The organism is Novosphingobium huizhouense (assembly GCF_020179475.1).
GTDB classification, from domain to species: Bacteria; Pseudomonadota; Alphaproteobacteria; order Sphingomonadales; family Sphingomonadaceae; genus Novosphingobium; species Novosphingobium huizhouense.
Genome location: NZ_JAILXZ010000003.1, coordinates 303957 through 327952 on the forward strand (window position 1 = coordinate 303957; position 23996 = coordinate 327952).

Consider the following 23996-nt stretch of genomic DNA (forward strand, 5'->3'; position numbering starts at 1 on the left):
GCCGAGCGGTTCGCGGACGGAGGCGGTTCCACGAAAAAATTGGGATGGACGCCGACCGGGCGCTGTGTTGATCACCCGTCATGACGATACCGGACCCGGCCGCGCCGGCGCTCGACGCATCGCTGGACGCGCTGACCGAGCGCGAACGGGAGATCCTGCGCCTGCTCGCCGGCGGGCACACGGTCAAGTCGATCGCCGCCGAACTCGGACGGTCGGAAGCCTCTATCAACGAGCGGCTGCGCGATGCCCGCCGCAAAACCGGGGTCGGCAGCAGCCGCGAACTCGCCCGCCTGCTCGAGGCGCGCTGCGCGGCACAGAAAAATCGGGACGAGAAAATCGATCTGCCAAGGCACGGCGATTCCGTGGATGAACGGTGCAGGCCGCCCTCGCCGCGGCGGCGCAGATCGAAAGGAAGCATCGCCATGTTCGTCCTCCTGCCCGTCGCCGCGTTCGGCGGCCTGCTCACGCTTGCCGGACAGCCTTGGCACGCCGCAACGCCCGAACCGGCGACGGTCGGCGCAGCGGCCGGCGGTCCCTCGCCGCTCGCGGGGCGCTGGTCGCTCGACGTCGCCCGCATCCCGGCCGAGGAGCGGCCGCAACACGTGACGATCAGCTTCGCCACCGCCGCCGACCGAAGCTGGACCACCGAGGTCGAATTCGTCGCGCCCGACGGCTCGGTCCGGACGGCGCGGTCGGTCGCGCGGACCGATGGCGTCCCGGTTCCGGTGCGGGGAACCTTCGCGGCGATCGACAGCGCCTCGCTCCGCCAGCCCGCCCCGGACACGCTGGTGATGACGCTGGGCAAGGACGGCCGGCCCGTCTCGACCCGCGTCTACGCCGTTGCGCCGGACCGCCGGACGATGACCGAAACGATCGTCTGGGCAGGCCAGGCGCTGCCGCGCCTCGAGACAACGGTATTCACCAGGATCGACTGACGCGACGCCGCTTGCCGCACGAAAAACGCCCCGCGCTTTCGGGCGCGGGGCGTCAGGGGTAATGCGGTGTGCAGCGGCGCGTCAGGCGGCCTCGATCTCGCTCATGTCGTCGGGATCGCGCAGCACGTAGCCGCGGCCCCAGACCGTCTCGATGTAGTTTTCGCCGCCGCAGGCATGCGCCAGCTTCTTGCGCAGCTTGCAGATGAACACGTCGATGATCTTGAGCTCGGGCTCGTCCATGCCGCCGTAGAGGTGGTTGAGGAACATTTCCTTGGTCAGCGTGGTGCCCTTGCGCAAGCTCAGCAGCTCGAGCATCGCGTATTCCTTGCCGGTCAGATGGACGCGGGCGGCATCGACCTCGACCGTCTTGGCGTCGAGGTTGACCGAGAGCTTGCCGGTGCGGATGACCGACTGCGAGTGGCCCTTCGAGCGGCGCACCACGGCGTGGATGCGGGCGATCAGCTCCTCGCGGTGGAACGGCTTGGTCACGTAGTCGTCGGCGCCGAAGCCGAACGAGCGGACCTTGCTGTCCATTTCCGAAATGCCCGACAGGATCAGCACCGGGGTCTGCACCTTGGCGACGCGCAGCTTCTTGAGCACGTCGTACCCGTGCATGTCGGGCAGGTTGAGGTCGAGCAGGATGATGTCGTAGTCGTAGAGCTTGCCCAGATCGAGGCCTTCTTCACCGAGGTCGGTGGAGTAGACGTTGAATCCCTCGGCGCTCAGCATGAGCTCGATCGCCTTGGCGGTGGTCGGCTCGTCCTCGATCAGCAGCACGCGCATAATAGTGCCCCCTAAAGCCAGTCCTGGCGCGGATCCTTCCAATTCCCTTCGAACCGGACCCGGTGCTTCATTAACCATAGGGTGAATGAACGTTAAAGGTTAATTTATCGTAACCGCGACGAGGCGAGGAAGATCGTTTCCGATATATTCCGCGCATCTACGTGGTTTTACGGGTAGCTCGCAGAGCACCTGCGCAAGCAGGTTGCGCCCGCGCCGTTCAGACTCCGGCGACTCCGAGCGTTGCCGCGGCTTCGCGCAGGCGCCGCGAATTGTCCTGGTCGTTGCGCAGCGCCGCGAGGCCTTCCTGGAGCGCGCGCGCCGCACGCGCCGGCTGGCCGAGCTGCATGCAGCTGCGCATCAGCATGATCCAGCCCTCCGGATTTTCCGGCTGCACCCTGAGCTTCTGCTCGAGCCCGTCGACCATCGCGCGGACCATGGCTTCCTGCTGGCCCTTGGGGAGATTCGCCGCGGCGCGCATTTCCGCCGAACTGGGACCCGGAATCGCGCCCGAGGCGAGCTTGGCGCCATCGGTCGCGAGACCGCCGGCGGGTGCAGCGAACTGCGCTTCGGCCAGCCGCTTCTCGACGTCGATCTTGTGCTTGTCGGCGACGTCGCGAATCACCTTGCGGATGTCTTCGGCGTAGGGCGCATCGGACGGGGTATCGGCGAGCAGCGCGAACCAGGCGTTGATCGCGCGGCGATGGTTGCCGGCAAGATCCATCGCCACGGCCTCGAAGTAGCGGGCGCGGGCGTCCTTGGGATCGAGCTTGAGCGCCTTGTCGAAGGCCGCGCGGGCATCGCGCGGGATACGCCCTTCGGTATTGCTCGCCAGCACCAGCGCCTCGCCGAGGAAGGAGAAGGTCTCGGCATGCTCCGGATCGAGCTTGGTCGCCTTCTTCAGCGCGGTCGCCGCTTCGGCGTAGCGTTCGGTCTGGAAGTAGGACCAGCCGAGCATGCGCCAGCCCTCGGCATCGTCGGGATTGTCGGCGAGGCGCTTTTCGAGCTTCGCGATCACGTCGTCGACCGACGGAGTCTGGCTTTCGGCGGGAGCCGGCGGTTGCGGCTGGACCCGGGCGGCGTCCTCGCGCGGGTGGCGCAAGGCGGCGAGACCGCCCGCAGCGAGCGCCACGGCCGCGGCGAGGCCGAGCACGACCTTGCCGGTGCGGGCCGATCCTGCGGCAGGCAGATCGGTGGCGGCGGCGCGCGTTCGGGGATCGGCCTCGGTCATCGCTTGCTCCTGCCCTGCGCGCCCGATGCGCGCAACGCCTTATCCTGCGCGGCGCATATCGCGCCCGCGCGGGCTCGCGCAAGCGATGGTCGCATTACCGTCGGCCGGCGAACCTAAATAGGCGCAAATACGGGACAATTTGCTGCTGGAAAAGTGAACGTCATGCGCTAAGGTCCAGTCCCACACGGGTTCGCGCCAAACGGGAAAGCAGACTGGGGGCAGTCGCGCGCACGGGCGCGGGTCTCCTTGCGGGCGGGGGAAACGGGACCTGTGAGCGAGCTCTACAAGGTGGCGATCGTCGGGTCGGGCCCGGCCGGGATGAGCGCGGCCAGCCGCGCCGCGCAGCTCGGGCTGGATCATGTCCTGCTCGAAAAGACCGACCACCTGTCCGACACGATCTTCAAGTACCAGAAGGGCAAGCACGTGATGGCGACGCCATCGCAGCTCATCCTGCGGTCCGACCAGGAGTTCGACGCCGGCAAGCGCGAGGACATCCTCGAGCGCTGGAACGCCCGCACCGCAGCGCTCGGCGTCAATGTGAAGTACAACGCCGAGGTGAAGGCGATCCGCGGCACCGGCCCGGCTATCGAAGGCTCGATCCAGAAGATCGTCACCCGCGCCCGCGATGGGTCGACCACCACCACCGAGGTCCAGCGCCACGCCCCGCCCTATGCGATCGAGCTGGCCAATGGCGAGACGATCATGGCCGAGACGGTCGTGCTTGCCATCGGCACGCAGGGCAATCCCAACCTGATGCGCTGCCCCGGCGCCGACCTGCCGCACGTGACCTACCAGCTCGACGACCCCACCGCGATCCTCGACGAACACATCGTCGTGGTCGGCACCGGCGACGCCGGGATCGAGAATGCGCGCGGGCTTGCCGAGGACCCGGCGCAGGGCAACGTCGTCACCATCCTCAACCGCAGCCCCAAGTCGGCCAACGTGCGTGAAAGCTTCGCCACCGCCAAGGAACCCAACGCCAAGGCTCTGGCCGAGGACGACGCCGCCGGCAAGCTGACCATCCGCTACGAAACCGAGACCAAGGCGATCGAGCCCGGCTGGATCACGCTCAACACGCGCGACGGCGAGGAGCGAATCCGCTGCGACCGGGTGATCGCGCGGATCGGCTCGGCCCCCCCGCGCGGCTTCGTCGAGGCGTGCGGCATCGAGTTCGCGAGCAACGACCGGCTCGCCTTCCCGACGCTGTCCCCCCAGTTCGAATCGAGCGCGCCGGGGATCTTCGTGATCGGCGCGCTGGCGGGCTACCCGCTGATCAAGCACTGCATGAACCAGGGCTACGACGTGGTCGAGTTCATTGCCGGCAATACGGCGCTGAAGCCCGCCGACGAGCCGTTGCTCGAAGCCAAGTTCGCCAGCCTTCCGGGCTCGAGAAGCGTCAACGACTGGCTCGAATTCCTGCGCGAACGGGTCAGCATCCTCGAAGGGATGACCACGCTGCAGCTGCGCGAGTTCATGCTCGATTCGGACGCCCGGTTCTATCCCTCCGGCGCGACGGTGTTCGAGAAGAACGATCCCGGCTCGTCGCTGTTCGCGATCGCTGACGGTTCGGTCCACGTGCGGCTCGACCCCAACGATGCGAGCAAGGTGGTGCCGATCCCGCAAGGATCGATCTTCGGCGAAGTCGGCCTGATCTCGGGCCGCCGGCGCGGGGCGACCATCGTGGCCGCGCAAGACTGCATCTGCGTAGAGATCAGCCGCAACGCCGCATTGAAGCTGCAGAGCCAGGTGCCTTCGGCCCGCCGCGCCATCGAGCGCATCTCGATCGAGCGCCAGCTGCTGCAGATGTTCGGCTCGGGCCTGACCAGCGGCGATGTCGTCGAAGTGGTCGAGACGGCGAAGATCCTGTCGGTCCGCGCAGGCGACGCGATCATCAGGGAAGGCGACGACGACAAGGACATCTATGTCATCCGGGTCGGCTCGATGATCGTCGAGAAGGAAGTCGGCGGCAAGCCGGTGTTCCTTTCCTACCTTCCCGCCGGCTCCTATGTCGGCGAGATGGCGCTGATCGATGGCGGGCAGCGCACGGCAACGGTGCGCGCCGCGATCAAGAGCGAAGTGATCAGGGTCGATGGCGAAGCCTTCGGCCGAGTGCTGGCGGCGAAGCCTGCCCTGCTGGAGCGCGCTCGCAAGGACATGGAGGTGCGCCGGCGCACCAACGCCTTCGTCGAATCGAAGAAGGACAGCTTTTCGGGCATCGTCGATCTCTATTCCGAACAGGCCAAGTTCCTCGTCAGCCAGGGCCTCGGCGAAGCGACCGACGTGCTGCTGATCGACGAGCGGCTGTGCGTGGGCTGCGACAATTGCGAGAAGGCCTGCGCCGACAGCCACGACGGCCTGTCGCGCCTCGACCGCGAGGCGGGCAAGAGCTTCGCCCACCTCCACGTGCCGACCAGCTGCCGCCACTGCGAGCACCCGCACTGCATGGCCGATTGCCCGCCCAACGCGATCCAGCGCGGCCCCGACGGCGAAGTGCGGATCAACGACACCTGCATCGGCTGCGGCAATTGCCAGCGCAACTGCCCCTATGGCGTCATCCGCATGGACAAGGTGCCGCCGAAGAAGCCTTCGCTGCTGAGCTGGCTGTTTTTCGGCAAGGGTCCGGGACCGGGCGAACCGCCGGCCAGGTGGTCGAAGAAGAACACGCACTATACCGGCGATCCCGCGGTGGACGAGGCGCTCGACCGCAAGAAGGCGATCAAGTGCGACATGTGCGCCGGGATCGAAGGCGGCCCGAGCTGTGTCCGCGCCTGCCCGACGGGAGCTGCCATCCGCGTCTCGCCCGACGAGTTCCTGACCGTCGCGCGGCTCGAGAACGAGGGGGCCTGACGGGATGGCGAGCATCGCACCGCGCCGCCGCACCGGCGCCAGCCGCGAACGCACGAGCACGCACGAGGGCTTCCTGGCCCACCGCGACTTCCGCTGGCTGAAGATCTCCGCCGCGCTCGCGGTGCTCCTGATAGCGCTCTACATCTGGGTGCCGCTGCCCGCCGGGCACTTCGGTTCGAGCTGGCTGGGCTATACGCTGGGCACGATCGGCGCGCTGCTGATCCTGTGGCTGACCATGCTGGGGGTGCGCAAGCGGGCGATCACGCCGGGGCGCTGGAGCCTGAAGGCGTGGACCAGCGCCCATGTCTATCTGGGGATGCTGCTGATCGTGGTCGGCACGCTGCATTCGGGCTTCGCGTTCGGCTGGAACGTGCACACGCTGGCCTGGGCGCTGATGATGCTGGTGATCGTTTCGGGCATGTTCGGCATCTGGGTCTATGCCTCGCTGCCGCGCGCGCTGTCGGAAAACCGTTACGACGCCGAAGGCGCGATCACCGAGAAGCAGATGGTCGAGGCGATCCGCTCGCTCGACCGGCAGATTCACGATGCCGCGCAGCCGCTCGACGCCGAAAGCGCGGCGCTGGTCAACCGCAGCCTCGAGGAAGATCCCTTCGCCGGCACGTTCTGGAACCGCCTCACCGGGCGTTATCCGCGCGACGCCACCCGGACCGCGGCGGCCGAGCTGCGCCAGCGCCGCGCCTTCCTGCCGCGCCGCGCCGACGATCCGCTCGACAAGGTCGATGCCTTGCTCACCCGCAAGGAGGCGATGCTCTCGCGCATGCGGCGGCATCTCAAGCTCAAGACCTGGTTGCAGGCCTGGCTCCATGTCCACGTGCCGGTGACCTTCGCCCTGATCGCCGCGCTGTCCGCGCACGTGGTCGCCGTGTTCTTCTACTGGTGAGGGCCGCCCGATGACGTTCCAGGTCCGCCAGATCGCGCTCAAGTCCAACGGCGAGGAGATCGTCCGCCCGACCACGGTCGAGGGCGACGAACTGCTGATCGGCCGCGATTCGGCCTGCGCGGTCCACCTGCCCGACCTCGCGGTCGATCCGCGCCACGCCCGCGCCATGCTGCGGGGCGACGGCACCTTGCTGGTCGAATCGCTGGGCGAGCAGCCGTTCGAGGCCGACGGGCGCAGCACGACGCGCAGGACCGTCGACCTCGCAGTCGGCGCCGAACTCGGCTTCGGCGGCCACCGGATCGCGGTTTCCCGCGACGGCGAAAGCGGCGCGGCGGTCCTGACCGTGCGCCGGGTCGAAGCGGTTTCGGAAAGCGCCGAGGACATCGACCTCGGCACCGCCTTCACCCTGAAGGGCCTGCTGCCGGGCAAGCGCAGCTCGGCCTGGGCCTTCGCCGCGCTGATGCTGCTGGCATTTCTCGTCGCGCCGATCTGGTCCTACGCCACATATCAGCCGCTGGCGATGCAGAAGGATGCCCGCCGGCCGGCGGGCGTCCACGGCGATACGGCCTGGTCATCGGGCAAGCTCAGCCTCGCCCACCACAATCTCGAGAACGACTGCCAGGCCTGCCACACCAAGGCCTTCGTCGCGGTGACCGACAATGCCTGCCTCACCTGCCACAAGGAAGATGCGCACAGCCACATCCCCGACGGCGCGCGGCTGCTGCGCGCGCGGGGCGAGCCGCAGGGCGTGGCGCGGTTCACCCAGGCGGTGGCGACCGCGTTCAACCGTCCGCAGGGCAGGTGTGCCGGATGTCACACCGAGCACGAGGGGGCCGGTGCTATGCCGGCGACCCGGCAGCAATTCTGCACCGATTGCCACGACGGATTGAGGACGCGCTTGCCCGACAGCAAACTCGACGACGCCGCCGACTTCGGCACGGCCCACCCCCAGTTCCGCCCGAGCCTGATCGCGGCGGTGGCGCCCGGCGGCAAGCCGGTGTTCGCGCAAGTGCGCTGGGCGCCGGGGCTCAAGGAAGCGAACGGGCTCAAGTTCACGCACGCGCAGCACCTCTCGCACAGCAACGGCGTGGCGCAGATGGTCCGCCGCCGTCCCGGCCGCTTTGCCGCGGATGACGCGCTCGGCTGCCAAGATTGCCACAAGGCCGAGGCGGGCGGCGCGCGGTTCAAGCCGGTGGTGATGGAAGAGGCCTGCGAGAGCTGCCATTCGCTGACCTTCGACGAGGTCGGCGGCACCTTCCGCACATTGCGCCACGGCGAGCCCGAGCAGGTCGTGGCCGACTTGCGCGCGTTCTATCGCGGCGGCGCGCCCGCGCGGCCGGCCACGCTTTCGGGCCTCGGCCGCCGCATTCCCGGCGACGCGGCGCGCGCGGCGAGCGCCGCCGACTATGCCCGGGCGGTGCACTTCTATCCGGTGCGCGGCGACCAGGCGGTGGCCGAGGTCTTCGGCCAGGGCGGGATGTGCGCCGACTGCCACGTCATCACGCGCGGCGGCGGCGCCGCGACGAACGGGTTTGCCGTCCAACCGGTAGCGCAGAACACGCGCTACTACCACGTCGGCTGGTTCGACCATGCGGACCACCGCAAGTCCGACTGCGCCACCTGTCACACCGCCGCGAAAAGTTCGAACGACGCGCGCGACCTGCTCGTGCCCGGGCTCGACGGCCCCGGCGGGTGCCGCTCGTGCCACGTCGGCGAGAACGGTGCGAAACTGACCAGCGCGCATGTCACCGATCCGGTCAAGTCGGATTGCGCGATGTGCCATGCCTATCACATGGACGCCGATGGTCCGACAGGGGGGAAACCGTGGAAGCCGGCCGAGCAGCGCAAGAGCCAGGGGATTGTCGCCACCGCGGAAGCAAATCGACCGCGCCGCGTGGCGCTGGCGCGGTAAGGCGGACGCCATGCTGATTGCCCAGATCACCGACATTCACCTCGGTTTCGAACCCGACACGCCCGACGAGTTCAACCGCCAGCGGCTCGACCGGGTGCTGGCCGAGCTCGCCGCCCTGTCGCCGCGTCCCGACCTGCTGGTGCTGACCGGCGACCTTGCCGACCGGGGCGACATCGCGAGCTACCAACGCCTGCGCGAGGCGCTCGAGGGGCTGCCCTTCCCCGTCCACTTCGCCTTGGGCAACCACGACGAGCGGGCGACCTTCCGCGCGGTGTTCCCCGAAGTCGCCTTTGCCGATGGCTTCCTGCAATACGCGATCGAGGGCGAGGCACTGCGGCTGCTGGTGCTCGACACGCTCGAGGAAGGCCGCCACGGTGGCGCGTTCTGCGACGCGCGCGCCCGTTGGCTGGCGGCGCGACTGGACGAAGCGCCGGGGCATCCCACGCTGATCGTGCTGCACCACCCGCCGATGGAAGTCGGCATCGCCTGGATGAACACCGACCCCGCCGAACCGTGGGTATCGCGCCTCGCCGAGGAGCTGGCGGGCCGGGACAACGTGGTCGGCCTGATCTGCGGGCACATCCATCGTGCGATCACCGCGCGGTGGGAGGGGCACCTCGTCGCCACCTGCCCGTCGACCGCGCCGCAGGTGGGGCTCGACTTGCGCCCGCTCGATCCCGACCACCCCGACGATCGCGCGCTGATCGTCGCCGACGCGCCGGGCTATGCGCTGCACTGGTGGAACGGGCGCGAGCTGATCACCCACTGGGACAGCGCGGGCGAAAAGGACGTGCTGGCGCGCTTCGATGCGCGGCTTCAGGGCATGGTCCGGCACATGATGGCCGAGCGCCCGGGACGCGCCGCCGCGGAATGATCAGCGCGCGTTGGCGTTGCCCGAGCCACCCGCGCCACGGCCGTCGCGATCGTAAGGATCCGGAAGGAAGGCGATCCGTCCTGCAGCATCGGGCGCAGCGGTGAGGTAGGTGATGTAGACCGGAACCGGCTCGGGCAGGTCGATGCGCTGGTCGATCGCCTTGCCCGCGCGAGGCAGGGGCCGACCGAGCAGCCAGCGCCCCAGCCGCGGCGCATCCTCGAGCCGCACGCAGCCCGAACTGAACTGCCGCTCGTCCTCCTTCATCAACGCCTTTTCCGGCGTGTCGTGCAGATAGATGCCCTGGTCGTTGGGGAACATGAACTTGACCCGGCCCATGAAATTGTCGCCCCCCGGCAGTTGGCGGACGCGGACTTCGCCGAAGCCTGCGGCGATCGCCGGCCAATCGATTTGCGCAGGGTCGACGACCTTGGCATCGTCCTCCCAACCCGACAGCACCTGGTAGCGTTTGGCCCGCAGGTAGCCGGGGCCCCTGGCGACGACCTGGGGCGCGATGCGGGCGCGGACGAGGTCCGGCGGAATGTTCCAGTAGGGGTTGAGCCGGGCATAGCGCAGGAAGCCCGCCATCATCGGGGTGGGCATGTCGGGCTTGCCGACGACCACGCGCATCGCGCCCACGGGCTTGCCGTCCTCGATCATCGTCAGCCGCGCAGCAGCGGCGTCGACCAGCACGTAGCGCCCGGGACCGGGCGCGGGCAGCGCGCGGACCCGGGCGAGATTGGCCTCGAGCACCTGTCGCGCTGCGGCATTGCCGTGCGCAGCGGCCAGGGCGCGGCGAAGCGGGGCATAGGCAGGGTGCATCCAGCCCATCGCCTGGACGAATTGCGCGAGCGAGGGCGCCGCCGCGGCCATCTGGAGCACCGCGGCGGTTGTCGGCACGCCGGGCAGCAGTGCGGGCGATTCGGCGATCACCTCGGCCCGCGGGGCCTTGCGCATCTGCTGGACATAGGCCGCCAGCGCCCGGCTCGCCGCAACCTCGAGCCGCAGCAGGTTTTCGGCAGTCGGCGCCTGGGCACGATCGAGCGCGCGGCGCAGGTCGCCCTCGCGCGCCTTGCGCGACTTGACACCATCAAGCGCGCCATCGCGGATCAGGTCGAGCAGGGCGCGGGCGGCGGGGGCCGCCCCGCCCTGCTCGATCCACAGCGGGCGGAAGCCGCGCGCTGCGTAGAACGCACGCAAGCCCGACGCGTCGCCGCCCTCGCCCATTTCGGCGGCGAGGGCGGAGGGCGCGACCTGTGCCTGCGCGGCGAGCGGGCCCAGAGCGAGCGGACCGGCAAGCCAGAGTGCAAGCGCGAGGCGGCGGACCAGACGGTCCGGAATCGCCCCCACGATCCGCCGCATCGGACGCACGCCCGTTCAGCCGCGCTCGCCGGCGCGGGTATTGGCGGAAGGCGTCTGGGTCATCGGCGCGCCCGGGTAATAGCGCCCTTCGGTCTGGTAGCCGTCGACGCAGCCGTCGTTGTTGGCATCGGCCCAGACCGCGCCGGCAAGGCCGCCGACCGCTGCGCCGATCACCGCTCCGCCGAGGATGCTGCCCCCGGTCAGCGCGCCCACGCCTGCGCCGAGTGCCGCCCCGCCGGCGCCGCCGGTCAATGCGGTGTTGCCGACCGATTGGCAGGTCTTGGCGCCGGGCGTGTAGCCGCTGGGAGTCCCGGCGTAATATTGTCCGTTGGTGTAGTAGCCGTCAGCCTGGCCATCGCCGTTGCGATCCGCCCAGACCGCACCCGCGACGCCGCCGATCGCGCCGCCGACGACCGCGCCGGCGATCGGATCGAAGCCGGCCACTGCGCCGAGGCCCGCTCCAGCCGCGGCGCCGGCCGCCGCGCCGCCGGCGGTATAGGCCATGGTATTGCTGCCCGGGGTGGAAGCGCAGGCGCCCAGCGAGAGCGAGGCGGCGCTTGCGAGGATAACGAGGGTCCCTTTCATCGTAGCACTCCTTCAACCAACCCCCGGATGGAAAGGCCCCAAGCCAGCCCCGCTTTTGGTGGCCGGAAGGATTGCGGGAATGCCCCGGACCCTACCGGTCGCGGCAGGGAAACGGAGGGTTTTTCAATGTGTTCCAAGACAGGATGGAGCGACGCGACGAAACGCTTCGTCGCAGATCGCGCTCAGCGCACGCGGTCCAGCGCCTTCTGGCGGCGGCGCTGGACCGAGCTGCCGAGCCCGATCGCCTCGCGATACTTCGCGACCGTGCGACGGGCGAGATCGAACCCGCGCGCCTTGAGCAGATCGACCAGCGCATCGTCCGAGAGGATCGCCTTGGGATCTTCGGCGTCGATCAACTGGCGGATCGCGGCCTTGACCGCCTCGGCCGAAACCGCGCCTTCGCCGTCGGTCGAGGCGACGCCCGAGGTGAAGAAGTACTTCAGCTCGAACGTGCCGCGCTCGCAGTGCAGATATTTGTTCGAGGTGACGCGGCTGACGGTCGATTCGTGCATCTCGATCGCCTCGGCCACGGTGCGCAGCGTCAACGGGCGCAAGTGCGCGACACCGTGGCGGAAGAAGCCGTCCTGCTGCTTCACGATCTCGGCGGCAACCTTGAGGATCGTCTTCTGGCGCTGGTCGAGCGCCTTCAGCAGCCAGTTGGCGTCAGCGAGCTTCTCGCCGAGCCAGGCCCTGGCCTCCTTGCCGACGCAGGCGCCGCGCATCTCGACATAATAGCGCCGATTGACCACCAAGCGTGGCAGCGTCGCCTGATTGAGCGCGATGTCCCAACCATCCTTCGTCGCGCGGACGAGGATGTCGGGCACGACCGCCTCCGCAACACCCCCGCCGAAGCGCAGGCCCGGCTTGGGATCGTAGCCGCGCAGTTCGGCGAGCATGTCGGCGAAGTCTTCGTCGTCGACCCCGCACATCCGCTTGAGCCTGGAGAGTTCACCGCGCGCGACGAGATCGAGGTTGTCGATCAGGCGCGCCATGCATGGATCGTAGCGATCGGCCTCGCGGGCCTGCAGCGCGAGGCATTCGGACAGGCTGCGTGCGCCGACCCCCGTGGGATCGAGCGTCTGGACGAGTTCGAGCGCCGCTTCGACCGTCGCGAGCGGCAGGCCGAGCGCCTGCGCCGCTTCCGACAGGGGCAGCGAGAGGTAGCCCGCCTCGTCGAGCTGGTCGATCAGCCAGCGCGCGACGAACAGTTGCTGCGGGTCGCGCGCGGCTGCCCCGACCTGCGCATGAAGATGTTCGGCGAGCGTGGTTTCCGGGCTGCCGCGCTCGTCGATCTCGGGGCCCTCGCCGCCGCCGGCCAGCCGCTGCCCACCCTCGAACCCCGCGACGCCGTCGCCCCCGTCGCCGGTATCGCGGTCGCGATCGAGCGCCGTCGGATCGATGTCGAGCGGGCGATCCTCGTCGGCGCGGCCTTCGCCGACGAGCTGGTCGACAGGCGAGCTTTCGAGATGCGTGCGGCGCAGCTCCTCCGGGCCTTCGGGCGCTTCGGGCGGAGCCGCATCGCCCAGTTCGAGCAGCGGATTGGAATCGAGCGCCTCGCCGATGAAGGTCTCGATCTCGAGGTTGGACAGCGCCAGCAGCTTGATCGCCTGCTGGAGCTGCGGCGTCATCACGAGCGACTGGCTCTGGCGGAGATCCAGCCGTGGTCCGAGCGCCATCGTTGTCCCTCCCCGCTCCGCCCGCGTGCTAGAGCGTGAAGCCTTCGCCGAGGTACAGGCGGCGGACGTTGGGATCGGCGACGAGCGCTTCGGGGCTGCCCGCGAACAGCACCTGCCCGCCGTAGATGATGCAGGCGCGATCGACGATGTCGAGCGTTTCGCGCACGTTGTGATCGGTGATGAGCACGCCGATGCCGCGGCGCTTGAGGTCCTTCACCAGATGGCGGATGTCGCTGATCGACAGCGGGTCGATCCCGGCGAAGGGTTCGTCGAGCAGGATGATCGAGGGCTTGGCTGCCAACGCGCGGGCAATTTCGCAGCGGCGCCGCTCGCCGCCCGAGAGCGCCATGGCCGGGCTTGCGCGCAGGCGGGTAAGGCCGAATTCATCGAGCAGGCGATCGAGTTCGGCGGCGCGCACGTCCTTGTCGGGCTCGATCAGCTCGAGCACCGTGGCGATGTTCTGTTCGACCGTCATGCCGCGGAAGATCGAGGTTTCCTGCGGCAGGTAGCCGAGCCCCAGGATCGCACGGCGGTACATCGGCAGCTTGGTGATATCGACCCCATCGAGCAGGATGCGGCCCGAATCGGGCCGTACCAGCCCCATGATCGAGTAGAAGCAGGTGGTCTTGCCCGCACCGTTGGGGCCGAGCAGGCCGAGCACCTCCCCCTTGCCCACCGACAGCGAAATGTCGGTAAGCACCGCGCGCTTGTCGTAGCTCTTGGCGATCGAGACGACTTCGAGCCCGCCCACGATGGGGCCGACTGCGGAAGGCGGTGACGAGGGGGCCGTTTCGGTTGAGGGATCGGCAATCATCGGATCGGTAGGACCCCAAGGCTGTTGAATCGATGCGTTAGGCGCTGCCATAGCGGCCAACCTCGCGCCGGCAAAGCCCGCCACGCGCATCTGGCAGGATTTGTGCATGGAACACGGCGATCAACCCCGCGTTCCAACCTCGCAAAATGACATGCTTGAAACAAACCGCGAGTGGTGTTCTACTCCCGGTGGGAGAGCAAACAGCACGGGGTGGCAGATGGAACGGACATCGGCCTTTTCGACGCGTAACGTCGACTGGCGCAAGCGCATGAGCGACACGGTCGCCTATGGATTGCTGGTATACACCGGCCTGCAGATCTTCGTGACGATGCAGGCGCTCGAAACTGGCAAATCCGCATCGATGCTGCCGATGCTCGCGCTCGTCGTGCTCGTCGCGGCGATCATCCCGCTGTTCCGCCACTTCGAACGGCGATGGGAGCGCCTGGGAGACGAGGCCGCGCACGATCCCGCGCTGCGCCCGGCATTTCGCCGGGACCAGGCGCTCGTCTGGGCCTGCGCCGTGGGCCTTCCGTTCCTGCTGACGGGTCTATTCAAGGCCTTGTCCGCGATCGCCTGAGGCGCCCCGCGCCGATTGCCGCGGCACTTTCGACGCGCTAAGGCCGCGCGTCTTCCCGCCAGCCAGAGGTGCATCCGCCATGCTTTCGCCGCAACAGGCCGAGGAGCGCTGCCACGCGCTGATCGAACGGGCGCGCCGTCTCGGCGCCGAGTCAGGCGATGCCACCTACCACGGCAGCTCGGCCGAATCGGTGCAGGTGCGGCTGGGCAAGCTCGAGGACGTCGAGCGCTCGGAAAGCGAACAGATCTCGTTGCGCGTCTTCGTCGGCGGCGCTTCGGCGTCGATCGGATCGAGCGATCTGGGTGACGCCGCCCTCGACGAGCTGGCCGAACGCGCGGTCGCGATGGCGCGGCTCGCTCCCGTCGATCCTTACGCCGGCCTGGCGCGCGAGGATCTGCTGCTGCGCGCTCCTGCCCCCGAGCTCGACCTCGAGGACGCCGGCGCGGTCGACCCCGCGCAGCTGCGCCGCTTGGCCGAGGAGGCCGAAGACGCCGCGCGCTCGGTCGACGGCATCACCAACAGCGAAGGCGCGAGCGCAAGTGCGGGCGCGGGAATCTTCGCGCTCGCCACCAGCCACGGCTTTGCCGGCTCCTACGGCGCCACTAGCTACAGCCTGTCGGCGAGCGTGCTCGGCGGCGAGGGCAGCGAGATGCAGCGCGACAGCGCCTGGCGCAGCGCCCGGCACTTCGCGGACCTCCCCTCGCCCGACGTGATCGGCCGCCTCGCCGCCGAACGCACCTTGCGCCGGCTGGCGCCGGGCCGGGTCAGGAGCGGCCCGGCGACAGTGGTGTTCGATCCGCGCGTCGGCGGCTCGCTGGTCGGCCACCTGCTCGGCGCGATGTCGGGCGCAGCGATTGCCCGGCGCGCGAGCTTCCTGCTGGGCAGGGACGGCGCGCAGCTGTTCGACCGCTCGATCACCCTGCTCGACGAGCCGCACCGGCTGCGCGGGCTGCGGTCGCGCCCGTTCGACGGCGAGGGGCTGCCGACCGCGCCGCGCAAGCTGATCGAGGACGGCCGCCTCACCGGCTGGATGATGGACAGCGCCGCAGCGCGCCAGCTGGGCGGCGAACCGACCGGCCACGCCGGGCGGGGTGGGTCGGGGGCGCCGCACGTGACGCCGAGCAACCTGGTGATCCAACCCGGTGCAGTCGGCCCCGCGGACCTGATCGCCGACATTGCCGAAGGCGTCTATGTCACCGAACTGATCGGGCAGGGAGTCAATGGCGTCACCGGCGACTACAGTCGCGGCGCCTCGGGCTTCCGCATCGTCGACGGGGCGATCGCCGGGCCGATCGCCGAGTTTACCGTGGCCGGAAACCTGATCGAAATGTTCCCCGCAATGCGCGTGGCCGACGACCTGTTGATCGAACGCGGAATCGATGTCCCGACGATCCGCATCGACGGAATGAGCGTGGCGGGAGACTGACGCGCCGGTCCGGGGAACATCGCGCGGGGCGAGCCGCTTGGCTGGTCATGCGCGTTTCCCCGAAAGGTCTTGCCGCCGCCCTCCTGCTGGCCCCTGCCTCGTCCCTTTCCCCGGCAACCGCGGCCCCCTCGGTGCTGCCCGTGGCGAGTGCGAGCCCGAGCGCCCCTGCGCCCGCTGGAGCGATCGCGCCTGACGGCAGCGTGACCGACGACGTCCGCATCGCGCGGCGCATCCGCGCGATCTTCGCCGAAATCCCGGCGCTCCGGTCCGTGACGGTTCGGGTTTCGGCGGGCGTGGTCACGCTTGCGGGGACGGTCGCGGACCAGGCCGCGATCGACCAGGCTGGCGCTATCGCCGGGCGGGTCGGGGGCGTGGTCACCGTGCAGAGCCGGCTGAAGCGAGACCTCGAGGTCGGCACCAATCTCGACCCGGCGGTCGAAGGCGTGACCGGCAAGGCGCGCGAGCTGTGGCGGGCGCTGCCGCTGATCGGCGTGGCGCTGCTTGCGGCGATACTCGTCGGAATGCTGGGCTATGCGATCGCGGCGCGCAGGCGGCTCTGGGCCAAGCTCGCGCCCAACCCGTTCCTGGCAGAACTGATCGCCACCGCAATCCGCTTCGTGTTCGTGGTCGGCGGCGTCGTGCTGGCGCTCGAGATCGTGGGGGCGACGGCGCTGCTCGGCGCCGTGCTTGGCGGTGCGGGCGTGATCGGAATCGCAGTGGGCTTTGCCGTGCGCGATTCGATCGACAACTACGTCTCCTCGCTGATGCTGTCGGTTCGCCAACCGTTTCGCGCCAACGATTCGGTTCGGATCGACGATCACGAGGGCACCGTGGTCCGCCTGACCAGCAGGGCGACGATCCTGATCACCGGCGACGGCAACCACTTGCGCATCCCGAACAGCACGGTGTTCAAGGCGGTGATACTGAACTTCACCGCCAACCCGCAGCGCAAGTTCAGCTTCGACTATCCGCTGCCGCCCGATGCCGACCCGTGTCGCGCCCGCGGCGTCGGGCTCGACGTGCTGCGCGGGCTCGACTTCGTGCTGACCCGGCCCGAGCCTGGAGCCGAGCTGGTCGACATGGCCGGCGCGACGCAAGTGCTGCGGTTCGGGGCCTGGGTCGACCAGACCAGGACCGACTTCGGCAAGGCCCGCACCAGCGCGATGGAACGCGTGCGCCATGCACTGCGCGAGGCCGGGTTGCCCGCTGCGCTTGCCGGGACCCGCGTGCGGATCGAGCGCAGGGCGGACGTCGAGGCGGACGGATCGGAGCACCCGCCGGCGTCTGCGGACGTGGCGCCCGAGCGCCACATCGCACAGATGGCCGAGCGCGAGCGCGCCGTGAAGGACGACGGCCAGGATCTGCTCGATACCGGCCGCCCGGTGGAATGACGCGCCGCGCCGCCGAGCGGGGTCGGCGCATCGATCCCGGTCAGGCAGCCTTGTCGGCGTGGTAGCGCTCGATCGCTTCGAGCGTGATGCGCTTGGCGTCCTCGGCGCCGCCCCAGGTGCCGACGCGGACCCACTTTTCCTTCTCGAGGTCCTTGTAGTGTGTGAAGAAGTGCTCGATCTGCTGGAGCACGATCTCGGGCAGGTCGGCCTTTTCGGCAACGTCGCGGTAGTAGGGGAAGGTCTTGTCGTCGGGGACACAGACCAGCTTTTCATCACCGCCGTGCTCGTCCTCGAGATTGAGCACCGCGATCGGCCGGGCGCGGACCACCGAGCCGGGGACGAAAGGCGAGCGGGCGATGACCAGCGCGTCGAGCGGGTCGCCGTCGGGCGACAGCGTATGCGGCACGAAGCCGTAGTTGGCGGGGTAGCGCATCGGCGTGTGCAGGATGCGGTCGACGAACAGCGCGCCCGAAGCCTTGTCGAACTCGTACTTGACCGGCTCGCCGCCGACCGGAACCTCGATGATCACATTCAGGCATTCGGGCGGATTGTCGCCGGTCGGAATCATGTCGATGCGCATGGTCTGCCTTTGCTGCTGGGCCGATCGCCGGCCGGTTTCGCACGAGTTGGCGCGGGCTCTAGCGAAGCGGGTTGTGCGCCGCAACAATACTTATGTCGTGGGTGCGGCGGCGCGCCTCAGCTTCCGCCCAACGCGTTGATCGTGAAGGCGATGACTCCGATGTTGAAGACGAAGGCGGCAAACGAATGCAGCGTCGCGACCCGCCGCACCGGACGCGCGGTGATCTCGACGTCGGATGTCTGGAACGTCATCCCCAGGGTGAAGGCGAAATAGGCGAAATCGAGGTAGTCGGGGGTCTTCGTGCCGGGAAAGTCCAGCCCGCCCGCATCAGCGCCGTCTTCGCCGCCGGTGCTGTAGTAGAAGTGCGCATAGTGCAGCGCATAGACGCTGTTGGCGAATGTCCATGTCAGCGCGAGCGTGCCGATCAGCCGCACCATGGCGAGGGTGCTGCCGGCGCTCGCCTGGGGCAGCTCGCCCGCGATCGCGGCCATGACGACCACCGTCAGCACGGTGGTTATGCCCAGCACCCAGATGCGGTTGGCATCGTTCTCGGCCGAATGGCGGCGCATCGCGCCGGCGTCGCTTTCGCGCACCAGCGGCCAGAGCGAACCGACGAAGGCCAGCGCGGCAAGATCGAACCCCATCGCCAGCGGCTCCGCCCAGCCATCGGGCCGCACGACGAGGCGCCAGCCGAGCGCGCCCACCACGAGCAGGACGAGGAACAGGATGAAGCGCGGCGGGGCGACGCGCTTGCCGAGGCGCAGCCGCCCCCTCACGCGCCCTTGCGCCCGGTCGTCGGCCGGGGAGCGAGCAACCGGTCGAGGCCGTTCGGCGCGACGTCCCCGGTCCGCTCGAGCCAGGGCCAGCGCAGTCCGTCATGGTAGTCGAGCGCGACCGGGAAGACCTGGTCGTCGCGCTTGACCACGAGCGCGATCGGGGCTGCGGCGCCCTTCGCCGCAGTGACCGCAGCCTTGAGCCCTTCGGGATCGTAGGCAACGCCGTTGACCGAGACGATCTGGATCCCGGTGACCAGCCCAGCGCGCATCGCCGGGCCGTCCCAGCGACTGGCGGTGACCTTGCCGTCCTTGTCGAGCGCGAGGCCGAGCGAATGGTTGAGGTTGAGCGTCTTGCTCTCGTCCATCCGCGCCTTGTCGTAGGCATTGGGCGCGTCGCGCCAGACGAGGCGATAGCCGCCTTGTTCGATTCCCCCCAGCGGCGCCGGCTGGCCGGGAGTGCGGATACGGCTGTCGAAGAAGCCCGCCCAGTCGAACGGATGGATTGCCTGCAGCGCGGCGATGACGTCGTCGAGTTCGTAGGGCAGCACCCCCCAGTCCCCCTGGCGCATGCCGAAGAAAGTGCGCGCGAAATCGTCGAGGCCCTTCGCGCCGCCGGTCCCGGCGCGGATGATCTGGTCCGCTTCGAGCCAGACCAGCATGCCCTCGCCGTAATACTCCTCGCCACGCGCCAGCGAGGAGAACGGCTTGGGCTTGCGCGCGGCGAAGACCGGGTCGAAGGTCGTGTCCTCGACCGAGCGCCAGGTCCGCCCGGGGTACTGCGTGTAGAGCCCGGCGGTGCTGGCGATCATGCCGAGAACCGTGTCCTTGCTCTGCACGCCGGACCGCGCGGCCAGGACATTGCCCCAGAACTGAGTCTGGCCTTCGTAGACCCACAGCAGGTCGTTCTGCATCGGCTGCGAGTAGTCGGGCGTCCACAAGCGCGCCGGCCGACGGTACTTGCCGTTCCACGAATGTACGAACTCGTGCGGGATGACGTTGCGATCCCAGTCGCCTGCCGTCCAGTCGACCCAGGTCCGCGGCTCCATCTGGTTCTCGCTCGAGCGGTGGTGCTCGAGCCCGATCCCGCCCATCCGGTCGGTAAGGGCGAGCAGGAAATCGTAGTGATCGAAATGCTGCGCGCCGAACAGCGCCTGTGCCTGCTCGACCATGTTGCGGTACGTCCTGAGGTTTTCCGGCCGGATCGCGAGCAGCGACGGCTTGTCGGCGACGACATCGAGCCAGACATTGCGGCCGAGGTCGAAGCGCTGGGCATAGGCGCCGGCGAAGATCGGGGAATCGACGAGCGTCTCGTAGTCGGTTTCGGCAAAGCCCATGCGACCGCCACTCGGCTTTGCCCCGTCGAGCGCGGTGAACACGCTCCAGCCGGCGGGAAAGCGCACGGTGGGGCGCAGCCGGACCTGGCGCACATAGTGCCCGGCAGGGTACAGGCTGACCGTCTCCCACTGCAGATTGCTCATCTCGCGGGTAACGGCAACGCGGCCCTCGGCATCGCGGAGCGGCGAGGTGTAGACGAACTTCGCGACGATCTCGCGGGTGCCGCGCGGGAGCTCGAGGTGAAAGGCTTCGACCGCGACCGGATCGCGCCGCCAGCGCAGCCGCACGCCGTCGGGAGTCGAGAACGAGAGGCCGCCGAGTTCCGCCAGCGGCCCGCGGGGGGCGTGCTTGCCCGGGAGCCAACGGGGCTGAAGCAGGGTGAGCCGGGTCGTATCGGGCGCGACCGGAATGGTCTCGGTAACGCGCATCGCGCCGCTCGCGACGTCACTTGCATCGACATCGAGAAGGATCGTCCCGGGATAGGGCGTATCCTGCGGCTCGGGCAGCGGCGGCGGCAGCGGCGCGGCCACCGGGCGGGAATTGGCAGCCGGCTGGACTTGGGCGATGGCCGGAGCAGCGGCAAGAAGCAGAGGGAAAAGCGCGAACCCGAACGTTTTTTGCATCGCGCCAGCTTGGCCCGATGCGACCGTCCGCGCAAGCCGGCGGTGCGGCAGCGGCCCGTCCGCGCCCACGGGGATGCCCGCGGCGGCTGAGAAGAACCACCGGGCAAGCGGTGCAGCCGCGCTCTTTCAACAGCGGTGCTTTGGCGCTATCGGCGCGCGCGATGAGCAAGGAAACTTCCGCCAGCACGCCCCAGGCGATCCGCGGCACGCAGGACATCTTCGGCGCCGATGCCGAGGCCTTCGGCTTCGTGGTCGAGACGTTCGAACGCGTGCGCAGGCTGTACCGGTTCCGCCGTGTCGAGATGCCGGTGTTCGAAAAGACGGCGGTGTTCTCGCGCTCGTTGGGCGAGACCACCGACGTCGTCTCGAAGGAAATGTACTCCTTCGAGGACCGCGGCGGAGAATCGCTGACGTTGCGGCCCGAATTCACCGCGGGCCTCGCGCGCGCCTATCTCACCAACGGCTGGCAGCAGCACGCTCCGCTCAAGATCGCGACGCACGGGCCCCTGTTTCGCTACGAGCGGCCGCAAAAGGGCCGCTACCGCCAGTTTCACCAGATCGACGCCGAGGTGATCGGCGCAGGCGAGCCGCAGGCGGACGTGGAACTGCTGGTGATGGCCGACCAGCTGCTCCAGGACCTGGGCATTGCAGATGGCGTCACGCTCCAGCTCAACACGCTGGGCGACGCCGCCAGCCGCGAGGCCTGGCGCGCCGGGCTGATCGACTACTTCCGCGCCGTGAAGGGCGAGCTATCGGAGGATTCGCAGGACCGCCTCGAGCGCAACCCCTTGCGCATCCTCGATTCCAAGGATCCGCGCGACAAGGTCTTCACCGCAGAAGCCCCCAGGATCGACCAATTCCTTTCGCCCGAGGCGCAGGACTTCTTCGCGCAGGTGACACAGGGACTCGACGCGGCGGGTGTCGCCTGGACGCGCGCGCCGGCGTTGGTGCGCGGGCTCGACTACTACCGCCACACCGCGTTCGAATTCGTCACCGACCGCCTGGGCGCGCAGGGCACCGTCCTCGGTGGCGGTCGCTACGACGGTCTGATGGAGGCGCTGGGCGGCCCGGCGACGCCGGCGGTCGGCTGGGCGGCAGGGATCGAACGGCTGGCGATGCTGGTTGCCGATGCGCGCGAGGTTAAGGAGCCCACGGCGGACGTCGCGATCGTACCGATGGGCGCCGCAGCCGAGGCTGCCTGCATGGGCCTTGCGGCGACGCTGCGTCGCAGCGGGCTGGTCGTCGAGATGGGCTTCCGCGGCAACATGAAGAAGCGCATGAGCCGCGCCAACGACAGCGGCGCGCGGTTTGCGCTGATCGTCGGCGACGACGAACTGGCCGCGGGCGAGGCGACCGTCAAGAACCTTGGCACCGGCGAACAGGCGCGCCTGCCGCTCCATGCGATCCCGGCGCATATCTCCGCCTGATGAGCGTTTCCGACCAGCGCCTGTCGCAGATCATCGCGCGTTTTGCCGAGCTGGAAGCGCGGCTTGCTTCGGGCACCCTCGAAGGCGGCGAGTTCATCGCGGCGAGCCGCGACTATGCCGAACTCGAACCGGTCGCCCGGGTGGCCGAGCAAGTCCGCGCGATGCGTGGCGAGCTCGAAAGCCTTGCCGCACTGGACGACCCGGAAATGCGCGATCTCGCCGAGGAGGAGATCGCGCGGCTCAAGACCGCGCTGCCGGATGCCGAGCACCGGCTGGCGATCGCCATGCTGCCGCGCGACAGCGCCGATGCGCGGCCGGCGATGCTCGAGATCCGCGCGGGGACCGGTGGCGACGAGGCGGCGCTGTTCGCCGCCGACCTGTTCCGCATGTACGAGCGCTTCGCTGCCGAGCAGGGATGGCGGGTGGAAGTCATCAGCGCCAACGCCAACGAGCTGGGCGGCTTCAAGGAAGTGGTCGCCAATGTGGCGGGACAGGGCGTATTCGCCCGGCTCAAGTTCGAAAGCGGCGTGCACCGGGTGCAGCGCGTGCCAGTGACCGAAAGCGGCGGACGCATCCACACCAGCGCAGCGACCGTGGCCGTGCTGCCCGAGCCGGACGAGGTCGACGTGCAGATCGAAGACAAGGACCTCAAGATCGACATCTACCGCGCGAGCGGTGCGGGTGGTCAGCACGTCAACACGACGGATTCGGCCGTGCGCATCACCCACCTGCCCACCGGGTTGGTCGTGATCTGCCAGGACGAGCGCAGCCAGCACAAGAACAAGGCGAAGGCGATGCAGGTCCTGCGCAGCCGGCTCTACGAGAAGATGCGCGACGAAGCGCAAGGCGCCGAAGCCGAGGCGCGCAAGGCGATGGTCGGCAGCGGCGACCGTTCCGAGCGCATTCGCACCTACAACTTCCCGCAGGGGCGCGTCACCGACCACCGCATCAACCTGACGCTGCATCGCCTGCCCGAGGTGCTGGAAGGGCCGGGCCTTGGCGAACTGGTCGATGCGCTGATCGCGGAGGACCAGTCGAAGCGGCTTGCGGCGATGGACGCGTGACGGTCGCAGAGGCGCTGCGTGCGGCTGCGGCGCGGCTCACCGCCGCCTCCGACACGGCGCGGCTCGATGCCGAAGTGCTGATGGCGCACACGCTGGGATGCACGCGGAGCGAGATGCTGCTGCGGCATATGGCCGGCGCAGCGCCGGACGGCTTCGCAGCGCTGGTCGAGCGACGGTTGCTTGCCGAGCCGGTCGCCTACATCACCGGTCATCAGGAGTTCTACGGGCTCGACTTCGAAGTCGGACCCGACGTGCTGATTCCGCGGGCCGACAGCGAGACGCTGATCGACGCGGCGCGGACTGCCCTGCCTGCGGCAAGCGCTCCCCGCGTGCTAGACCTCGGCACCGGATCGGGCGCTCTCCTGCTCGCTGCGCTCTCGCTCTGGCCCGAAGCGACGGGCCTCGGGATCGAGCGGTCGGCAGGCGCGTTGGCGGTCGCCACGCGCAACGCAGCAGCGCTCGGGATAGGCGAGCGCGCATCGATGCGCGCAGGCGACTGGACGCAGCCGGACTGGACTGCCGGGCTCGGCCGCTTCGATCTGGTCCTCGCCAATCCGCCCTACATCGAGGCGGGCGAGCCGCTCGCCGCTTCGGTCCGCGCGTTCGAGCCCGCCAGCGCGCTGTTTGCCGGGGAAGACGGTCTCGACGATTACCGCCGGCTCGTCCCTTGCGTGCCCGGACTGCTGTCCGAAGGCGGGATCGCGCTGTTCGAGATCGGCTGGACCCAGGGCGCGGCGGTGCTGGCCATGGCCGAAGCCGCCGGGCTCGAGGCGCGGCTGCATCGCGATCTCGGCGGACGCGAAAGAGCCGTGGAAATGCGCCCCGGCAGCCAAATAGCTCTTGGCAAGGCCGTGCCGCTTGCCTAATTAGGGGTCAGGCAGGG

20 protein-coding genes are annotated in these 23996 nt (G+C 69.1%); 11 read left to right on the forward strand and 9 right to left on the reverse strand.

All coding sequences use genetic code 11. The features are described 5' to 3' along the window. The first annotated feature begins 80 nt into the window (after positions 1–80). Positions 81–935 carry a helix-turn-helix domain-containing protein gene (locus K3A85_RS13385; RefSeq protein ID WP_225207021.1) on the forward strand — a complete coding sequence of 285 codons (855 nt, stop codon included), beginning with the start codon at positions 81–83 and terminating at the stop codon, positions 933–935. 81 nt (positions 936–1016) lie between these two features. Here K3A85_RS13385 and ctrA read toward each other — a convergent pair whose 3' ends face one another. Both ctrA and K3A85_RS13395 read right to left on the reverse strand, forming a co-directional pair. After that, positions 1017–1718: a response regulator transcription factor CtrA gene (gene ctrA, locus K3A85_RS13390; protein WP_225207022.1), complete on the reverse strand. Its 702-nt coding sequence runs from the start codon at positions 1716–1718 to the stop codon at positions 1017–1019. A 217-nt stretch (positions 1719–1935) separates the two neighbouring features. Then, a complete protein-coding gene (locus K3A85_RS13395; protein ID WP_225207023.1) occupies positions 1936–2946 on the reverse strand; it encodes a tetratricopeptide repeat protein in 1011 nt (336 codons plus the stop codon). Positions 2947–3216: 270 nt separating this feature from the next. On the opposite strand from K3A85_RS13395, the gene K3A85_RS13400 reads away from it, so the two are divergent. From K3A85_RS13400 to K3A85_RS13415, 4 genes are read left to right on the forward strand one after another with little or no spacing between them, the layout of a single operon-like run. Beyond that, positions 3217–5793, forward strand: coding sequence for a cyclic nucleotide-binding domain-containing protein (locus K3A85_RS13400; RefSeq protein ID WP_225207024.1), 2577 nt, complete (start codon positions 3217–3219; stop codon positions 5791–5793). A gap of 4 nt (positions 5794–5797) precedes the next feature. Further along, on the forward strand, positions 5798–6694 hold the full coding sequence (locus tag K3A85_RS13405; protein WP_225207025.1) for a hypothetical protein: 897 nt from the start codon (positions 5798–5800) through the stop codon (positions 6692–6694). 10 nt (positions 6695–6704) lie between these two features. Further along, positions 6705–8606 carry a cytochrome c3 family protein gene (locus K3A85_RS13410; protein ID WP_225207026.1) on the forward strand — a complete coding sequence of 634 codons (1902 nt, stop codon included), beginning with the start codon at positions 6705–6707 and terminating at the stop codon, positions 8604–8606. A 10-nt stretch (positions 8607–8616) separates the two neighbouring features. Then, positions 8617–9480: a phosphodiesterase gene (locus K3A85_RS13415; RefSeq protein WP_225207027.1), complete on the forward strand. Its 864-nt coding sequence runs from the start codon at positions 8617–8619 to the stop codon at positions 9478–9480. Here the strand turns inward: K3A85_RS13415 and K3A85_RS13420 are convergent, their stop codons facing one another. The 4 genes from K3A85_RS13420 to lptB form a co-directional block, all read right to left on the reverse strand. Then, positions 9481–10839: a L,D-transpeptidase scaffold domain-containing protein gene (locus tag K3A85_RS13420; protein WP_225207028.1), complete on the reverse strand. Its 1359-nt coding sequence runs from the start codon at positions 10837–10839 to the stop codon at positions 9481–9483. Between the two features lie 15 nt (positions 10840–10854). After that, complete coding sequence (locus K3A85_RS13425) at positions 10855–11424, reverse strand: hypothetical protein (RefSeq protein WP_225207029.1); 570 nt, start codon at positions 11422–11424, stop codon at positions 10855–10857. A 182-nt stretch (positions 11425–11606) separates the two neighbouring features. Then, positions 11607–13100 (reverse strand): RNA polymerase factor sigma-54, encoded by a 1494-nt coding sequence (gene rpoN / locus K3A85_RS13430; protein ID WP_225207030.1) that lies wholly within the window; start codon positions 13098–13100, stop codon positions 11607–11609. Positions 13101–13128: 28 nt separating this feature from the next. After that, positions 13129–13914, reverse strand: a complete 786-nt coding sequence (gene lptB / locus K3A85_RS13435) for an LPS export ABC transporter ATP-binding protein (RefSeq protein WP_225207031.1) — start codon at positions 13912–13914, stop codon at positions 13129–13131. 106 nt (positions 13915–14020) lie between these two features. Here lptB and K3A85_RS13440 point away from each other — a divergent pair, with 106 nt between their 5' ends. From K3A85_RS13440 to K3A85_RS13450, 3 genes are all read left to right on the forward strand, one after another. Beyond that, positions 14021–14491, forward strand: a complete 471-nt coding sequence (locus K3A85_RS13440; RefSeq protein WP_318248086.1) for a hypothetical protein — start codon at positions 14021–14023, stop codon at positions 14489–14491. 79 nt (positions 14492–14570) lie between these two features. Further along, on the forward strand, positions 14571–15917 hold the full coding sequence (locus K3A85_RS13445) for a TldD/PmbA family protein (protein WP_225207032.1): 1347 nt from the start codon (positions 14571–14573) through the stop codon (positions 15915–15917). Between the two features lie 200 nt (positions 15918–16117). Further along, positions 16118–17308 carry a mechanosensitive ion channel domain-containing protein gene (locus K3A85_RS13450; protein WP_225207033.1) on the forward strand — a complete coding sequence of 397 codons (1191 nt, stop codon included), beginning with the start codon at positions 16118–16120 and terminating at the stop codon, positions 17306–17308. 40 nt (positions 17309–17348) lie between these two features. Here K3A85_RS13450 and ppa read toward each other — a convergent pair whose 3' ends face one another. From ppa to K3A85_RS13465, 3 genes are all read right to left on the reverse strand, one after another. Continuing rightward, on the reverse strand, positions 17349–17888 hold the full coding sequence (gene ppa, locus K3A85_RS13455; protein ID WP_225207034.1) for an inorganic diphosphatase: 540 nt from the start codon (positions 17886–17888) through the stop codon (positions 17349–17351). A gap of 116 nt (positions 17889–18004) precedes the next feature. Then, the gene (locus K3A85_RS13460) at positions 18005–18664 is read right to left on the reverse strand and encodes a DUF1345 domain-containing protein (protein WP_225207035.1); all 660 of its coding nucleotides are present in this window, start codon (positions 18662–18664) and stop codon (positions 18005–18007) included. Continuing rightward, the gene (locus K3A85_RS13465) at positions 18661–20622 is read right to left on the reverse strand and encodes a M61 family metallopeptidase (RefSeq protein WP_225207036.1); all 1962 of its coding nucleotides are present in this window, start codon (positions 20620–20622) and stop codon (positions 18661–18663) included. Before K3A85_RS13465 ends, K3A85_RS13460 begins: the two co-directional genes overlap by 4 nt. 161 nt (positions 20623–20783) lie before the next feature. Here K3A85_RS13465 and hisS point away from each other — a divergent pair, with 161 nt between their 5' ends. The 3 genes from hisS to prmC are packed head-to-tail and all read left to right on the forward strand — an operon-like array spanning position 20784 to position 23979. Next, on the forward strand, positions 20784–22049 hold the full coding sequence (hisS, locus tag K3A85_RS13470; RefSeq protein ID WP_225207037.1) for a histidine--tRNA ligase: 1266 nt from the start codon (positions 20784–20786) through the stop codon (positions 22047–22049). Beyond that, the gene (gene prfA / locus K3A85_RS13475; RefSeq protein WP_225207038.1) at positions 22049–23113 is read left to right on the forward strand and encodes a peptide chain release factor 1; all 1065 of its coding nucleotides are present in this window, start codon (positions 22049–22051) and stop codon (positions 23111–23113) included. The genes hisS and prfA overlap by 1 nt, the downstream gene beginning before the upstream one ends. Further along, positions 23110–23979, forward strand: a complete 870-nt coding sequence (gene prmC, locus K3A85_RS13480) for a peptide chain release factor N(5)-glutamine methyltransferase (protein WP_225207039.1) — start codon at positions 23110–23112, stop codon at positions 23977–23979. The genes prfA and prmC overlap by 4 nt, the downstream gene beginning before the upstream one ends. The last annotated feature ends 17 nt before the right edge of the window (positions 23980–23996 follow it).

Excerpts from the sequence above, each read along its gene's own strand:
- K3A85_RS13385 (WP_225207021.1), top strand. The coding sequence starts at position 81 with ATGACGATACCGGACCCGGCCGCGCCGGCGCTCGACGCATCGCTGGAC.
- ctrA (WP_225207022.1), bottom strand. The coding sequence starts at position 1,718 with ATGCGCGTGCTGCTGATCGAGGACGAGCCGACCACCGCCAAGGCGATC.
- K3A85_RS13395 (WP_225207023.1), bottom strand. The coding sequence starts at position 2,946 with ATGACCGAGGCCGATCCCCGAACGCGCGCCGCCGCCACCGATCTGCCT.
- K3A85_RS13405 (WP_225207025.1), top strand. The coding sequence starts at position 5,798 with ATGGCGAGCATCGCACCGCGCCGCCGCACCGGCGCCAGCCGCGAACGC.
- K3A85_RS13410 (WP_225207026.1), top strand. The coding sequence starts at position 6,705 with ATGACGTTCCAGGTCCGCCAGATCGCGCTCAAGTCCAACGGCGAGGAG.
- K3A85_RS13415 (WP_225207027.1), top strand. The coding sequence starts at position 8,617 with ATGCTGATTGCCCAGATCACCGACATTCACCTCGGTTTCGAACCCGAC.
- K3A85_RS13420 (WP_225207028.1), bottom strand. The coding sequence starts at position 10,839 with ATGCGGCGGATCGTGGGGGCGATTCCGGACCGTCTGGTCCGCCGCCTC.
- K3A85_RS13425 (WP_225207029.1), bottom strand. The coding sequence starts at position 11,424 with ATGAAAGGGACCCTCGTTATCCTCGCAAGCGCCGCCTCGCTCTCGCTG.
- rpoN (WP_225207030.1), bottom strand. The coding sequence starts at position 13,100 with ATGGCGCTCGGACCACGGCTGGATCTCCGCCAGAGCCAGTCGCTCGTG.
- lptB (WP_225207031.1), bottom strand. The coding sequence starts at position 13,914 with ATGATTGCCGATCCCTCAACCGAAACGGCCCCCTCGTCACCGCCTTCC.
- K3A85_RS13440 (WP_318248086.1), top strand. The coding sequence starts at position 14,021 with ATGGAACACGGCGATCAACCCCGCGTTCCAACCTCGCAAAATGACATG.
- K3A85_RS13445 (WP_225207032.1), top strand. The coding sequence starts at position 14,571 with ATGCTTTCGCCGCAACAGGCCGAGGAGCGCTGCCACGCGCTGATCGAA.
- ppa (WP_225207034.1), bottom strand. The coding sequence starts at position 17,888 with ATGCGCATCGACATGATTCCGACCGGCGACAATCCGCCCGAATGCCTG.
- K3A85_RS13465 (WP_225207036.1), bottom strand. The coding sequence starts at position 20,622 with ATGCAAAAAACGTTCGGGTTCGCGCTTTTCCCTCTGCTTCTTGCCGCT.
- hisS (WP_225207037.1), top strand. The coding sequence starts at position 20,784 with ATGAGCAAGGAAACTTCCGCCAGCACGCCCCAGGCGATCCGCGGCACG.
- prfA (WP_225207038.1), top strand. The coding sequence starts at position 22,049 with ATGAGCGTTTCCGACCAGCGCCTGTCGCAGATCATCGCGCGTTTTGCC.